The sequence below is a fragment of the Streptomyces sp. NPDC025833 genome (assembly GCF_055558055.1).
In genome coordinates this window covers 1-14299 of record NZ_JBVHNF010000020.1, presented here as the reverse complement: position 1 = coordinate 14299, position 14299 = coordinate 1, and the positions used below count along the sequence as shown (strand labels likewise).

The following is a 14299-nucleotide window of genomic DNA, read 5'->3' as shown; positions in this document are numbered from 1 at the left end:
TCACCCCTGCTTCACCCGGTGACCGGATCAGTCCTCGTAGGCGTCCAGCGGCGGGCAGGAGCACACCAGGTTGCGGTCGCCGAAGGCCTGGTCGATGCGGCGCACCGGCGGCCAGTACTTGTCGGCGGCCTGGACACCGGCCGGGAAGACGGCCGCCTCGCGGCTGTAGGCGTGCGCCCAGTCACCGCCGAGCGCGGCGGCGGTGTGCGGGGCGTTCCCGAGCGGGTTGTCCTCGGCGGGCCACTCGCCCGAGCCGACCTTCTCGATCTCCGCGCGGATGGCGATCATCGCGTCGCAGAAGCGGTCCAGCTCGGTGAGGTCCTCGGACTCGGTCGGCTCGATCATCAGCGTGCCGGCCACCGGGAAGGACATGGTCGGCGCGTGGAAGCCGTAGTCGATCAGGCGCTTGGCCACGTCGTCCACGCTGACGCCGGTCGCCTTGGTCAGCGGGCGCAGGTCGATGATGCACTCGTGCGCGACCAGGCCGCCGGGGCCGGTGTAGAGCACCGGGTAGTGCGGCTCCAGGCGCTTGGCGACGTAGTTCGCCGACAGCACGGCCACCTGGGTGGCGCGCTTGAGGCCCTCGCCGCCCATCAGGCGCACGTACGCCCACGAGATGGGCAGGATGCCGGCGCTGCCCCACGGTGCCGCCGAGATCGGGCCCACGCCCGTCTCCGGGCCGGCCTCCGGCTGGAGCGGGTGGTTCGGCAGGTACGGCGCCAGGTGCGAGCGGACCGCGACCGGGCCGACCCCCGGACCGCCGCCGCCGTGCGGGATGCAGAAGGTCTTGTGCAGGTTCAGGTGGGAGACGTCACCGCCGAAGTGGCCCGGCTTGGCGACGCCCACGAGCGCGTTGAGGTTGGCGCCGTCCACGTACACCTGGCCGCCCGCCTCGTGGACCTGGGCGCAGATGTCGGCGACGTGCTCCTCGAACACACCGTGCGTCGACGGGTAGGTGATCATCAGCACCGCCAGCTCGTCGCGGTACTGCTCGATCCTCGCGCGCAGGTCCGCGACGTCGATCTCGCCGTCCTCGGCGGTCTTGACGACGACGACCTTCATGCCGGCCATCACGGCGCTGGCCGCGTTGGTGCCGTGCGCGGAGGACGGGATCAGGCAGACGGTGCGCTGCTCGTCGCCGTTGGCCCGGTGGTAGCCGCGGACCGCCAGCAGACCGGCCAGCTCGCCCTGCGAACCGGCGTTCGGCTGGAGGGAGACCTTGTCGTAGCCGGTGACCTCGGCGAGGCGGTCCTCCAGCTCGTGGATGAGCGTGAGGTAGCCCGCGGCCTGCTCGGCGGGCGCGAACGGGTGGAGCTGGCCGAACTCGGGCCAGGTGACCGGCTCCATCTCGGTCGTCGCGTTGAGCTTCATGGTGCAGGAGCCCAGCGGGATCATGCCGCGGTCCAGCGCGTAGTCCCGGTCGGCCAGCCGGCGCAGGTAGCGCAGCATGGCGGTCTCGGAGCGGTACTGGTGGAAGACCGGGTGGTTGAGGTACACGTCGGTGCGCAGCAGCGCCTCGGGCAGGGTGTCCTCGGTGGCCGCGTCCAGCGCCTCGATGTCGGCCTCGACCCCGAAGGCGGACCAGACGGCGGCCACCTGGGCCCGCTTGGTGGTCTCGTCGCAGGCGACGGAGACGTGGTCGGCGTCGACCAGGCGCAGGTTGACCCCGTTCGCGCGGGCGGCGGCGGCGACGTCGGCGGCCTTGCCGGGCACGCGCGCGGTGAGCGTGTCGAAGTAGGCGCCGTGGACGATCTCCACACCGCCGGCCGTCAGGCCCGCGGCCAGGACGGTCGCGTAGCGGTGGGTGCGCCGGGCGATCGTCTTCAGGCCGTCCGGGCCGTGGTAGACGGCGTACATGCCGGCCATCACGGCGAGCAGCACCTGCGCGGTGCAGATGTTGCTGGTGGCCTTCTCGCGGCGGATGTGCTGCTCACGGGTCTGCAGCGCCAGGCGGTAGGCCTTGTGGCCGTCGGCGTCGACGGAGACGCCGACCAGCCGGCCGGGGAGGCTGCGGGCAAACTTCTCGTGGACGGCCATGTAGCCGGCGTGCGGACCGCCGAAGCCCATCGGCACGCCGAAGCGCTGGGTGGTGCCGATGGCGATGTCGGCGCCCAGCTCGCCCGGCGAGGTGAGCAGGGTCAGCGCGAGCAGGTCGGCGGCCACGGTCACCAGGGCGCCCAGCTCGTGCGCCTGGTCGATGACGGGCTTGATGTCCCGCACGGCACCCGACGCGCCCGGGTACTGGAGCAGCACGCCGTTGATCTCACGCCCGGCGAGGTCGGCCGGGATGCCCTCGGCGAGGTCGGCGACGACGATCTCCACGCCGGTCGGCTCGGCGCGCGTCTCGATCACGGCGATGGTCTGCGGCAGGACGTCCGCGTCGATCAGGAACAGGCCCTTCTTGTTCCTGCCCATGCGGCGCGAGAGGGCCATCGCCTCGGCGGCGGCGGTGCCCTCGTCGAGCAGGGAGGCGCCGGAGGTCGGCAGGCCGGTCAGCTCGGCGACCATCGTCTGGAAGTTCAGCAGGGCCTCCAGCCGGCCCTGGGAGATCTCCGGCTGGTACGGCGTGTAGGCCGTGTACCAGGCGGGGTTCTCCATGACGTTGCGCAGGATGACGGGCGGCGTGAAGGTGCCGTAGTAACCCAGGCCGATCATGGAGTCGAGGACCTGGTTGCGGTCGGCGAGCGAGCGCAGCTCGGCCAGCACCTCGGCCTCGGTCCGGGCGCCCGGCAGGTCCAGGGCGTCCGCGTTCTTGATCACATCCGGGACCGCGGCGGCGGTCAGCTCGTCGAGGGAGCCGTAGCCGACCTGCGCGAGCATCTTGGCCCGCGCCTCCTGATCGGGCCCGATGTGGCGCTGCTCGAAGGGGATACCCGCTTCGAGCTCGGAGAGCGGAATGCGATGGGCGGTCATTGCGGAGGCCTCCTGGTCTGACGCGACCTGCGAGGGGCGCCCCGGCACGGGCACCCCGACGGCCTCCCCCTCTGTCATCTCAACCTGAGAGCTTCACCGGGCGCCCGAAAGCACCGGCTTTCACCGTCGGTGAGAGCGGGAGCCGTCGACACCCGCTCTGCTTTCCAGAGTGACCTCGCCCGTGCGGTACGTGGGCCTGAGAGATTCCGGGGAGGATTTGCTCCTTCGGCGCCTCCGAGGTGGTCGGAGGACTCTCCCGCACGGGTTCAGCAGCCGCTGTCAGCCTACCAGCGAGGTCAACGCCGCAGCCTTCGAGTGGCCGCCTCGTTGAATGTGCTCTTTTGTAGTGCTTACGGATGAGTTGCGACCAAGTGGAGGGAGAGGGCCGTGCAGACCGACCTCGATCCGCGCAACCTGATCGGCCGCAAGGCGTTCGACCGGAACGGCACCAAGATCGGCACCATCGACGAGGTGTACCTCGACGACGCGACCGGCGTGCCCGAGTGGGCGGCCGTACGCACCGGCCTGTTCTCCCGGGACGCCTTCGTCCCCCTGGAGCCCAGCGAGCTCGTCGAGGGCACCCTGCACGTCCCGTTCGACCGCGCCCTCATCAAGGACGCCCCCGATTTCGGCGTGGGCCGCCATCTCTCCCCCGAGCAGGAACTCCAGCTCTACCACCACTACGGCCTGGACGTGGCCGCGCCCCCCAGGGTCCCGGACCACGACTTCGGCAAGCTGGCGGGCACCGAGGAGCCCTGACCCGCCCCGAAGCCCTCTCCCTCCCCTCCACGAGACCTTCGCGGCAGGCACGCGTGCGGGCGTGCGCCGCGCCTCACGGCCCGGCCGGGGCCCCCTCCCGTCCCGCCTCATCGGCTCTGGTGCGATCAGCGCCCGCGCCTTGCAGCGGGGCACCCGCCCGACCGGGGGCGGCGTCCTCCGCGAGGCCCGTTTCCGAGCCGGGACCAGCGGCCGGCCGGGGAGCGTCCGCAACCAGCGGCAGCGGGTCCGCGGCCGACAGCGCGGGATCGTCCACGGGGAACGTCCGCACCCGCCCCGGCGGGGACTGCGGGGTCTCGAACCGCACCGTGACCCGCCCCACCCCGCTCCCCTGCACCCAGCCGTGCCCGTGCCCGGCGTGCCGTACGTCCTGTCCCGCGCGCCAGTGCCGCTCGGCGGGCTCGGGCTCCTGTGCGAACGCCTCGGCCGCCGCCCCCTGCTCCGGCTCCTCGGCCTCGGCCACCGCCACCGGCATCGCCTGGGCGAAGAGGTCCTCCTGTGTGTAGTCCGCCAGCCCGGAGACTCCCACGCCGAGCAGCCGTACCCCGCCGGTGGTGTCCACGGAGTCCAGCAGCCGCGCCGCCGCCTCGCGCACCACCGCGGGATCGTCCGTGGGCCCTCGCAGCGTCTCGGAGCGGGTCAGGGTGGAGAAGTCGTACCGCCGCACCTTGAGCACGATCGTCCGCCCGGACAGCCCGGCCCCGCGCAGCCGCCCCACGCACCGGTCGGCCAGCCGCCGCACCTCCATGCCCACCCGCAGCCGGTCGTGGATGTCCACGTCGTACGTGTCCTCGACGGACACCGACTTGGCCTCCCGCTCGGCCACCACGGGCCGCTCGTCCCGGGCCAGGGCCATGGCGTACAGCGCGTGGCCGTGCGCCTTGCCGAGCAGCCGTACGAGTTCGTCCTCGCCCGCCTCGGCCAGCTCCCCCACCGTGCTGATCCCGGCCCGGCGCAGGTGGTCGCCGGTGGCCGGCCCGACCCCGGGCAGGGTGCGCACGGACATCGGCCCGAGCAGCTCCCGCTCCGTGCCGGGCTCGATGAGCACCAGGCCGTCCGGCTTGGCCTGCTCGGACCCGATCTTGGCGAGCATCTTGGAGGCGGCGAGGCCCACCGAGCCGGTGAGCCCGGTGGCCGACCGGATCTCCGCGCGCAGCCTCTCCCCGGCCCGCCGCGCCGACTCCTCGTCCCAGGCCGCGCCCCCGGCCTCCAGATCCACGAACGCCTCGTCCAGGCTCAGCGGCTCGACCAGCGGGGACAGCTCCCGCAGCAGCGCCATCACCCGTTCGCTGATCGACCGGTACAGCAGGAAGCGCGGCACCAGGTACGCGGCGTGGGGCGCCAGCCTGCGCGCCTGCCCCATGGGCATCGCCGAGTGGACCCCGAACACCCGGGCCTCGTACGACGCGGTGGCCACCACACCGCGCGGTCCGAGCCCGCCCACGACGACCGCCTTCCCGCGCAGGCTCGGCTTCGACGCCTGCTCCACCGAGGCGAAGAAGGCGTCCATGTCGAGGTGGAGGATCGTGGGCGCGTTTCTCACAGGTCCGATGCTGCACCACGGCACTGACAATCGCGGTGCCGCCGACCGCCCGGGGCGGTGCGGTCAGACCGCCCGGTTGCGCCGCCTCGCCAGCTCGTCCGCGGGATTGTGGCCGACGAGGGTCTCGCCCGTGTCGATGCGCTCGCCGTGCAACTGGGAGAGCGCGCTCTCCACGTCCCGCCACACCACGCCGACGGCGATCCCGAAGATGCCCTGGCCGCCCTGGAGCAGGGCGTGGACCTCGTCCGGGGAGGTGCACTCGTACACGGTGGCACCGTCGCTCATCAGGGTCATCCGCTCCAGATCACGGAAACCGCGTTCCCGCAGGTGCTGGACGGCCGTGCGGATGTTCTGCAGCGACACCCCGGTGTCCAGGAACCGCTTCACGATCTTCAGGACGACGACGTCCCGGAAGCTGTACAGACGCTGGGTGCCCGACCCGTGGGCGGGCCGCACGCTGGGCTCGACCAGACCGGTCCGGGCCCAGTAGTCGAGCTGCCGGTAGGTGATGCCGGCGGCCGCACAGGCCGTGGGCCCGCGGTAGCCGATCTCCTCGGACGCCATGGACGCCACCCCTCCGCCGTTCGGCACCGCCGTCGGGAGCTGCGGAGCGTGCTCCACCGCGCCGCCGGGACGGCCATGTCCCCCGCCTGGACGCGGCCGGGAACCCGGGGGCGGGTACGGACCGCTCGCCCCGGAACTGCGTTCGGGGGCACCCCCAGCCGTACCGTCGCCGCTGGTTCTCACGCCGACCTCCGTCCTTGACCTGCCCTCTCGACGGTAGGCAGTCACCAGGGGTGCGTCAACGATCGCCACACTCGGCACGCCGAGTGATAATCACCCAAGGAGTGGTTTCCCGTGTCCCACCGCGGGGAAAGGCTAGCCGAATGCGCTCGCGGGGGACCGCAGGACGCTCTCACCGGCCGGAGGTGATCGCCGGGACCCCGCCCCCGCGGAGCCGCCGGCCGCACCGGTGCGAACGTTTCGCCGACGGCGGGTCGGACCGGGGGGTCACTGGTTGCTGGTGCCGAAGTCCTCGGGCGAGATCTGGTCGAGGAACTCGCGGAACTTCTCCACCTCGTCCTCCTGCTCGTCCGGAATGGCGATGCCCGCGTCGTCCAGCACCGTGTCACTGCCGTAGATCGGCGTACCGGTGCGCAGGGCGAGCGCTATGGCATCGGAGGGGCGGGCGCTGACCTCGACCCCGCTCGCGAACACCAGTTCCGCGTAGAAGACGCCTTCCCGCAGATCGGTGATGCGCACTTCGGTCAGCTCCTGGCCGACGGCCTCCAGCACGTCCTTGAACAGGTCGTGGGTCAGCGGTCGCGCGGGGGCCATGCCCTGCTGGGCGAAGGCGATCGCAGTCGCCTCCCCCGGCCCGATCCAGATGGGGAGGTAGCGATCGCCCCCCACTTCGCGCAGGAGCACGATCGGTTGGTTGGAGGGCATCTCGACCCGGACACCTACGACATCGAGCTCGTTCACACAGCAACCCTAGGCCGTGCCCGGGACGTTTGGGTAGTCGGGCCGGGAACAGGTGCCCGATCCGGCCTCCCCGCGGGCCGCCGGTTCAGGGCAGCCGCACCCCGAGGGCGGTCCTCACCAGGGCCGCGTGCAGCTTCGTCGTGAGCGCCGCGAGCTCCTTCGTACGGGCCTCGGCGTGTACCCGGGTCTGCGGGTTGCGGTGCCGCCTGAGCGGGGCGACCACCTGGTCGACGAGCCCCGCCTCGCGGTCGGCGGCGGCCTTCATCAGCCGCAGGTGACGCGGCTCGATGCCGAAACGGCCCAGCTCGGCGATGAGCCCGGCCACGGTGACGGCCTCGGCGTCGTACGCCCCGTCCGCCAGTGGAGCGATGAGCCCGTAGGACTCCCACTCCCTCAGCTCGTCCTCGTCGATGTCCGCAGCGGCCAGCAGCTCGGCCTTGCCGACCCTGGCCACCGTGCGCTCCTCCACGAGCGCCGGCGGGTCCTCCCCGGTGCGCTGGCGCCCCACCAGGGGCAGCGGGGCAGCCTCGCCCCGCTCCATGGCGTCCAGATGCTCACGGATCACCTTGAGCGGCAGGTAGTGGTCCCGCTGCATCCGCAGGATGTGCCCGAGGCGCTCGACGTCCCCGGCACTGAACTTGCGGTACCCCGACGGGGTCCGGCGCGGCTCGACGAGCCCCTCCGACTCCAGGAAGCGGATCTTGGAGATGGTGACTTCGGGGAACTCGTCGCGCAGCACGTTCAGCACCGAGCCGATGCTCATCAGCCCACTGTCCCTGGCGGCGGTGCCGTGCCCGGCACCGCCGTTCGGTGTTTGAAGCATGGACCTTCCCTGGGTTCCCCCCGGACGCCGGCCCGGGGGCGGCTCAGATGCCCTGCCTGCTCGCGTAGAACACCAGCCGGTACTTGCCGATCTGCACCTCGTCACCATTCGCCAGAGCGACCTGGTCGATGCGCTCGCGGTTGACGTACGTACCGTTCAGGCTGCCCACGTCGGCCACCGTGAAGGAGCCGTCGGGCGAGCGCCGGAACTCCACGTGCCGCCGGGAGACCGTCACGTCGTCCAGGAAAATGTCGCTCTGCGGGTGCCGGCCGGCTGTCGTCAGGTCGCTGTCCAGCAGGAAGCGGCTGCCCGAGTTCGGGCCCCGGCGCACCACCAGCAGGGCCGAACCCAGCGGCAGGGCGTCCACCGCGGCCTGTGCCTCCGGAGAGAGCATCGGCAGCTGCGTCTGGCCGGTCGCCTCGGAGTCGTACGCCTCCAGGCCGGAGATCGAGATCGTGGAAGTCGTCTCGGAGGCCCGCTCGGGCGCCACCCCGGGACGCAGCGGCGCCCCGCAGTGGGAGCAGAACCGGGCGCTCTCCGCATTGCGGTTACCGCACCTCGTACACACCAGGACCGACATCGACGGATCCTCCTGCCGCGGCTGCCCCGCCGGGGCGTTGGACGCGTACGGGCCGGGACCGAACCCTCCACCCGTACCTGAGGTTGACGGTTGCCCGAAACCTATGCCGCCGGACTGGGCAGGGTCAACAGACGCCGCGCCCTGACCTCCCGGAATGTCACCGCCCGGACCAGCGACCTGGTCCCGGAACAGCGGGCGCCGGCCCTCCGCGTCAGGCTGTGCGCGATGGCGAGCGGTCGCGTTGTCGCTGCCCTCTCGCGCGCTCTTGCCGAACAACTTCGCAAACAACTTCACGGGCGATTCCCCTTGACCGAAACAGACCCGCCCGTGGGGCAGGACGAACCCTGATTGCCTACACCGGCTGAGCCGGACATTCTCACAACGTCCGTAACCACCGGACAGTTTCCACCACGCACCACCCCTTCGGTGCGCCGACCCCCCGCAACCTCATGCCCCTGCCGGACCGCCACCATGCACCGCCGGTTCACTGGGAGGACGACCGAGCGTAGTCAGGCCGCTTCGCCTGCCGCAAGGCGTCGACGACGATCTTGCCGGAGCGCTCGACGGTCACCGTGGCCTGCTCCTTCTCCATGGTCTGCACCACGCCTCCAGGGATGTTAAGCGCCGGCTCCAGGTCCTGCGGCTTGCCGATGACCTGGAAACGATACGGGGCGTTGATCTTGTTCCCGTCGAGGCTCACCCTGTTGTCGGAGTCGGTGAAGTAACTGCCGGCGACCACCCGGACCCCGTTGACCTGGATGGCCTCCGCGCCGGCCGCGCGCAACTCCTGGATCGCGTCGAGCAGCATGTCCGCCTGGACCGTCCCCTTCGTGTCCTCGATCGTCATGGTGATGCCGGGACCCTGTGCCGCCACGGTGCCCGCCAGGATGCCGAGTTGCCTCTCCTTCTCGGCGGTCTGCCTGCGGGCCTCGGCGGCCTGGTCGGAGCTGGTCTGCAGCTCCTGGCGCTGCCTTTCGAGTCCCTGCTTCTCGTCCTCAAGACGCTGAGTTCGCGAATCCAGTTCATCGAGGATGCGGACAAGATCCTCCTGACGCGCGCCGCGCAGCGCGCTGTCGGTGTCGCTGTTGGACGCCACCTGCACCGCCAGGCCGAAACCGAGGCCGAACAGGAGCAGCGCGACGATGAGTTGGGCCCGCGTGAAACGCGGCGGCCACAGCCCGTCGACGAGCCGCTGCCGGCCCGTGAGCGGCTTCCCGGACTGCTCCCGGGCCGTCCCGCCCGGCACGGGCCGGGGCGCGGGGACCTCGGCCGGCAACTCCCTGCGCAGCCGGTTCCCGACCTGCTCGTTCCGGTCGTCCCGGCCGCTCTGCTCACCCATGGCCGTCACGCCCGGAAGACGTGCCGCCGGATGGCCGCGGCGTTGGAGAAGATCCGGATGCCCAGGACCACGACGACACCCGTGGAGAGCTGCGCGCCCACGCCCAACTTGTCCCCCAGAAACACGATGAGAGCGGCGACGACCACGTTCGACAGGAACGAGACCACGAAGACCTTGTCGTCGAATATGCCGTCCAGCATCGCCCGCAGGCCGCCGAAGACGGCGTCCAGGGCCGCGACGACGGCGATCGGCAGGTACGGCTCGACGACCGCCGGAACCTCGGGCCGGACCAACAGGCCGGCCACGACGCCCACGACGAGGCCCAGTACGGCGATCACGATGTGCCCTTCTCGGTTTTCTCGGACTTCGGCTGTGCTGTACGTACGATCACACTGGGTGCGGCGGGCAACCGGAGGTCGTCCTCGGTGGAGATCGTGGCGCGGATGCCGTACTGCTCCTCCAGGGCGTTCAGGTACAGGCCGTCGGCGCTGTCCCGGAACCTCCTGCTCAGGGTCTCCCCGTCCCCCACGGCCACCACCGTGTACGGCGGCACCAGCGGCCTGTTGTCGACCAGTATCGCGTCGCCCGCGGCCCTGACCGCGGACAGGGCCGTCAGCCGCTGCCCGTTGATGGAGACCGCCTCCGCCCCGGAGGCCCACAGTCCGTTGACCACGCGCTGCATGTCCCGGTCGCGCAGCCGGCCGGTGTCGGAGAAGTCCGACGCCGTACGCGGGTTGCCGCCACCGCCGCCGGAGGCGTCCTTGGCGTCGTCGACCACGAGTCTGACGCCGGGGCCGTGCACCGCGGTGGCGCCCGACAGCAGGCCCGCGAGGTCCGCGTCGGCGCTGCCCCCGCTCGACTTCAGGGCGGCCCGCCGGCGGGCGTCGACGTCGTCGCGCAGCTCGTCGACGGTGCTTTCGAGGGCGTCGGCGTCCGCCGTCTCGCCGTCGATCCGGTCGATCAGCTCCTGGCGCTCCTTGGCCACCACCGGTGCCGTCACGCGCGCCTGTGCCGCTCCCACGGTCACGACGAGCGCCGCGAGCACGAGACCGCCCGCCAGGACCAGTTTGGCGCGCAGCGTCTTCGGCAGGCCGCCCGCGTCCTCGGACGTCTTCCGGGCGGCGGCCTCGGCGTAGCCGTCGTCGAGGCTGTGGTCCATGACGTTGGTGATCAGCGACATGGAGGCGTCCGGACGCTGCGGCCGCGCGGGGCTGCTCCGATCGGGGGGTTGCTGCGGCATGCCGCACATCGTCGCATGCCGCGACCGGTACCTCCGAACGGCCCCACCGGCGTGCCGGGCGGGCCCCCTTGGGGACACTTGTCCGGCACGCACGCGTGCGGCGGTTCCCGCCGCTCACGCCGGGAACCGGCGCCGTCCGGGGCCGCCGGCTCGGCGGTCCCGGACGGCGCGGTCGGGCTACCGGCCGGCGCTGTCCACGACGGCCGACCACTCGTCCAGCAGGGCCTGCGCGGAGGCGTCGTCGGGGCCCTCCGCCCACAGGTGGGTGACCGCCTCGGCGGGGTCGGGCAGCACCATCACCCAGCGCCCGTCCGCCTCCACGACGCGCACGCCGTCGGTCGTGTCGACCTGGCGGTCCCCGGCGGCCTCGACCACGCGCCGCATCACGAGCCCCTTGACGGCCCACGGGGTCGCCAGGTCCCGCTTGATGACGTGCGCCCGCGGGATCCGCGCGTCGATCTGGCTCAGGGTGAGCTGGGTCCGCGCCACCAGTCCGATCAGTCGTACGAACGCGGCCGTGCCGTCGTACACGCTGCTGAACTCGGGGACGATGAAGCCGCCCTTGCCGTCACCGCCGAAGATGGTGCCCTCTTCGCCGCCCACGCGCGTGAGGTCGTCCGGCGAGGTGGTGGTCCACTCGACCTGGGTGCCGTGGTAGGCGGCCACCTGCTCGGCGATGCGGGTGGTGGTGACCGGCAGGGCCACCCGCCCGCTGCGCCGCTCGGCGGCGACCAGGTCCAGCATCACCAGCAGCGCACGGTCGTCCTCGATGATCCGGCCCTTCTCGTCCACGAGCGACAGCCGCTCGCCTACGGGGTCGAACCGCACACCGAACGCGGCCCCGGAGGACGCCACGATCTCCCCGAGCCGGACCAGTCCGTTGCGGCGCATCTCGGCCGTCTCGGTGGGCCGGGTCTCGTCGAGGCCGGGGTTGATGGTCAGCGAGTCCACGCCGAGCTTCCCGAGCAGGCTGGGCAGGACGAGCCCGGCGCTGCCGTTGGAGGCGTCCACGACGACCTTGAGACCCGATTCCGCTATCCCGGTCGTGTCGACGTTCCGCAGCAGCGATCCGGTGTACGAGTCGAAGACGCTGGCCGGGAAGTACAGGTCGCCGATCTCGCCGGGGAACGCCCGCCGGTACTCCTGGCGCGCGAACACCCGGTCGAGCTTGCGCTGGCTGCCCTGTGAGAGGTCGGCTCCCTGCCCGTCGAAGAACATGATGTCGACGGAGTCCGGGACGCCGGGCGAGGTCCGGATCATGATGCCGCCGGCGCTGCCCCGCGCGGTCTGCTGCCGGGCCACGGGCAGCGGCACGTTCTCCAGGTCGCGTACGTCGATGGCGCTGGCCTGGAGCGCGGAGATCACCGCTCGCTTGAGCGCTCTCGCGCCCCGGGAGTGGTCGCGCGCGGTGGTGACCGTGGCGCCCTTCTTCAGGGTCGTCGCGTAGGCGCCGGCCAGTCGTACCGCGAGTTCCGGCGTGATCTCCACGTTCAGGATGCCGGTCACGCCGCGGGCCCCGAACAGGTGCGCCTGGCCGCGGGACTCCCAGATCACCGAGGTGTTGACGAAGGCGCCGGCCTCGATGGTCTTGAAGGGGTAGACGCGGACGTTGCCCTGGACGATCGATTCCTCACCGATCAGGCACTCGTCGCCGATGACCGCGCCGTCCTCGATCCGGGCGGCCCGCATGATGTCGGTGTTCTTGCCGACGACGCAGCCGCGCAGATTGCTGTGCTGCCCGACGTACACGTTGTCGTGCACGACGGCCTTGTGCAGGAAGGCGCCGCTCTTGACGACGACGTTCGAGCCGACGACGGTGTGTTCGCGGATCTCGGCGCCGGCCTCGACCTTGGCGTAGTCGCCGATGTACAGCGGTCCGCGCAGTTCGGCCTCGGGGTGTACCTCCGCCCCTTCGGCGACCCACACCCCGGGGGAGATCTCGAAGCCGTCGATGTCGACGTCGACCTTGCCTTCGAGAACGTCCGCCTGGGCCTTCACATAGCTCTCGTGCGTGCCGACGTCCTCCCAGTAGCCCTCGGCGACATAGCCGTAGACCGGCTTGCCCTCCTTCATCAGCTGCGGGAAGACATCGCCGGACCAGTCGACGGGCACATCGGCTTCGACGTAGTCGAAGACCTCGGGCTCCATCACGTAGATGCCGGTGTTGACCGTGTCGGAGAAGACCTGCCCCCAGGTCGGCTTCTCGAGGAAGCGCTCGACCTTGCCTTCCTCGTCGACGATGGTGATGCCGAACTCCAGCGGATTGGGCACCCGGGTCAGGCAGACCGTGACCAGCGCGCCCTTCTCCTTGTGGAAATTGATCAGCTCCGTGAGGTCGAAGTCGGTCAGGGCGTCACCGGAAATGACGAGGAAGGCATCGTCCTTCAATGCCTCCTCGGCGTTCTTGACGCTTCCGGCGGTACCGAGTGGCTTCTCCTCATTGGCATAGGTGAGCTCCATGCCGAGTTCTTCGCCGTCACCGAAGTAGTTCTTGACGAGCGATGCCAGGAACTGCACGGTGACGACGGTCTCGGTGAGCCCGTGCCTTTTGAGCAGCCGTAGCACGTGCTCCATGATCGGGCGGTTCGCCACGGGCAGCAGCGGCTTGGGCATGCTAGAGGTCATGGGGCGCAGGCGAGTGCCTTCGCCCCCGGCCATCACGACGGCCTTCATGTCGGAAGCGTCCTCCTCCAGGAAACGACGGTCTAACCGACTTCACCCGTCCAGATTGTCGCGCACTTTTCCACCGCGGGCCATCGAGGCGTCATGTCAGGACAATCGCCGAGCTCCATCGGCCATGGTGTCCGCGCGAACCAATCGGCGGACTTGTACCACGTAGAGCACTCCTGCCCACCAATAGAGGGTTGTACCCCATCCTGCGAACGCCCATCCGAAAACAGCGGCGAGTGACGCGATCCAACCGTGTCCGTCGCTGAGCAGGAGGAGCGGGAAGGCGTACATCAGGTTGAAGGTGGCGGCCTTGCCGAGGAAGTTCACCTGCGGCGGCGGATACCCGTGCCGGCGGAGGATGCCGACCATGACCAGCAGGACCAGTTCCCGGGCCAGCAGGAGCCCGGTCAGCCAGAGGGGCAGGATCTCGCGCCAGGTGAGGCCCAGCAGCGTGGAAAGCACGTAGAGGCGGTCCGCGGCGGGGTCGAGAAGCCGGCCGAGGCTGCTGATCTGATTCCAGCGGCGGGCCAGCTTGCCGTCGAGGTAGTCGCTGACCCCGCTCAGGGCCAGGATCAGGAGGGCCCAGCCATCACTCTTCGGGCCGCCGAACTCCGGCCTGAGGATCAACCACAGGAACAGGGGTACGCCGACGAGCCGCGCCATGCTGAGGATGTTGGGGATGGTGAGGACCCGGTCTGTCTGGACGCGGGTCTCCTGGACCTCCACCCGGGAGCCTCCTGTGGGAAATGTGCGAACGATGCTCCCTGACCCTACCTCAACGCAAAAAAAGCTCCGGCTCTCGGGCAGTGCCCAAGAGCCGGAGCTGTAAAAGGAGTTCGGCGGCGTCCTACTCTCCCACAGGGTCCCCCCTGCAGTACCATCGGCGCTGTGAGGCTTAGCTTCCGGGTTCGAAATGTAACCGGGCGTTT

12 protein-coding genes, 1 rRNA gene and 2 riboswitches are annotated in these 14299 nt (G+C 70.8%); of the genes, 1 reads left to right on the top strand and 12 read right to left on the bottom strand.

From position 1 onward, the window contains the following. Positions 1–27 precede the first annotated feature (27 nt). Positions 28–2913 carry an aminomethyl-transferring glycine dehydrogenase gene (gene gcvP, locus ACZ4K2_RS30500; protein ID WP_467478801.1) on the bottom strand — a complete coding sequence of 962 codons (2886 nt, stop codon included), beginning with the start codon at positions 2911–2913 and terminating at the stop codon, positions 28–30. Positions 2914–2974: 61 nt separating this feature from the next. Further along, positions 2975–3087: riboswitch (glycine riboswitch) on the bottom strand. Next, positions 3088–3182: riboswitch (glycine riboswitch) on the bottom strand. It abuts the riboswitch before it with no gap. A 118-nt stretch (positions 3183–3300) separates the two neighbouring features. On the opposite strand from gcvP, the gene ACZ4K2_RS30495 reads away from it, so the two are divergent. Then, complete coding sequence (locus ACZ4K2_RS30495) at positions 3301–3672, top strand: PRC-barrel domain-containing protein (RefSeq protein ID WP_467478803.1); 372 nt, start codon at positions 3301–3303, stop codon at positions 3670–3672. A gap of 73 nt (positions 3673–3745) precedes the next feature. Here the strand turns inward: ACZ4K2_RS30495 and ACZ4K2_RS30490 are convergent, their stop codons facing one another. The 11 genes from ACZ4K2_RS30490 to rrf form a co-directional block, all read right to left on the bottom strand. Continuing rightward, positions 3746–5233, bottom strand: a complete 1488-nt coding sequence (locus ACZ4K2_RS30490) for a DNA polymerase IV (protein ID WP_467478805.1) — start codon at positions 5231–5233, stop codon at positions 3746–3748. A 63-nt stretch (positions 5234–5296) separates the two neighbouring features. Then, on the bottom strand, positions 5297–5980 hold the full coding sequence (locus ACZ4K2_RS30485; protein ID WP_467478806.1) for a MerR family transcriptional regulator: 684 nt from the start codon (positions 5978–5980) through the stop codon (positions 5297–5299). Positions 5981–6244: 264 nt separating this feature from the next. After that, positions 6245–6718, bottom strand: coding sequence for a bifunctional nuclease family protein (locus tag ACZ4K2_RS30480; RefSeq protein ID WP_004934251.1), 474 nt, complete (start codon positions 6716–6718; stop codon positions 6245–6247). A gap of 85 nt (positions 6719–6803) precedes the next feature. After that, complete coding sequence (gene ftsR, locus ACZ4K2_RS30475; RefSeq protein WP_467478808.1) at positions 6804–7541, bottom strand: transcriptional regulator FtsR; 738 nt, start codon at positions 7539–7541, stop codon at positions 6804–6806. A 43-nt stretch (positions 7542–7584) separates the two neighbouring features. Further along, entirely contained in the window at positions 7585–8415 is an 831-nt protein-coding gene (locus ACZ4K2_RS30470; protein WP_467478810.1) for an FHA domain-containing protein, read from the bottom strand. Positions 8416–8605: 190 nt separating this feature from the next. Then, the gene (locus tag ACZ4K2_RS30465) at positions 8606–9460 is read right to left on the bottom strand and encodes a DUF881 domain-containing protein (RefSeq protein ID WP_467478811.1); all 855 of its coding nucleotides are present in this window, start codon (positions 9458–9460) and stop codon (positions 8606–8608) included. Between the two features lie 5 nt (positions 9461–9465). Then, complete coding sequence (locus ACZ4K2_RS30460; RefSeq protein WP_003988855.1) at positions 9466–9798, bottom strand: small basic family protein; 333 nt, start codon at positions 9796–9798, stop codon at positions 9466–9468. Next, complete coding sequence (locus ACZ4K2_RS30455; RefSeq protein ID WP_467478813.1) at positions 9795–10700, bottom strand: DUF881 domain-containing protein; 906 nt, start codon at positions 10698–10700, stop codon at positions 9795–9797. The genes ACZ4K2_RS30460 and ACZ4K2_RS30455 overlap by 4 nt, the downstream gene beginning before the upstream one ends. Before the next feature lie 177 nt (positions 10701–10877). Next, positions 10878–13373, bottom strand: a complete 2496-nt coding sequence (locus ACZ4K2_RS30450) for a sugar phosphate nucleotidyltransferase (protein ID WP_467478815.1) — start codon at positions 13371–13373, stop codon at positions 10878–10880. A gap of 96 nt (positions 13374–13469) precedes the next feature. Beyond that, positions 13470–14096, bottom strand: a complete 627-nt coding sequence (locus ACZ4K2_RS30445; RefSeq protein ID WP_467478817.1) for a CDP-alcohol phosphatidyltransferase family protein — start codon at positions 14094–14096, stop codon at positions 13470–13472. A 108-nt stretch (positions 14097–14204) separates the two neighbouring features. Then, positions 14205–14299: ribosomal RNA gene (gene rrf / locus ACZ4K2_RS30440) — 5S ribosomal RNA — on the bottom strand; the annotation flags it as partial.

What these genes read in the sequence shown, in the direction of transcription:
- gcvP (WP_467478801.1), bottom strand. Translation starts at nt 2,913, where the DNA reads ATGACCGCCCATCGCATTCCGCTCTCCGAGCTCGAAGCGGGTATCCCC.
- ACZ4K2_RS30450 (WP_467478815.1), bottom strand. Translation starts at nt 13,373, where the DNA reads ATGAAGGCCGTCGTGATGGCCGGGGGCGAAGGCACTCGCCTGCGCCCC.
- ftsR (WP_467478808.1), bottom strand. Translation starts at nt 7,541, where the DNA reads ATGCTTCAAACACCGAACGGCGGTGCCGGGCACGGCACCGCCGCCAGG.
- ACZ4K2_RS30455 (WP_467478813.1), bottom strand. Translation starts at nt 10,700, where the DNA reads ATGCCGCAGCAACCCCCCGATCGGAGCAGCCCCGCGCGGCCGCAGCGT.
- ACZ4K2_RS30465 (WP_467478811.1), bottom strand. Translation starts at nt 9,460, where the DNA reads ATGGGTGAGCAGAGCGGCCGGGACGACCGGAACGAGCAGGTCGGGAAC.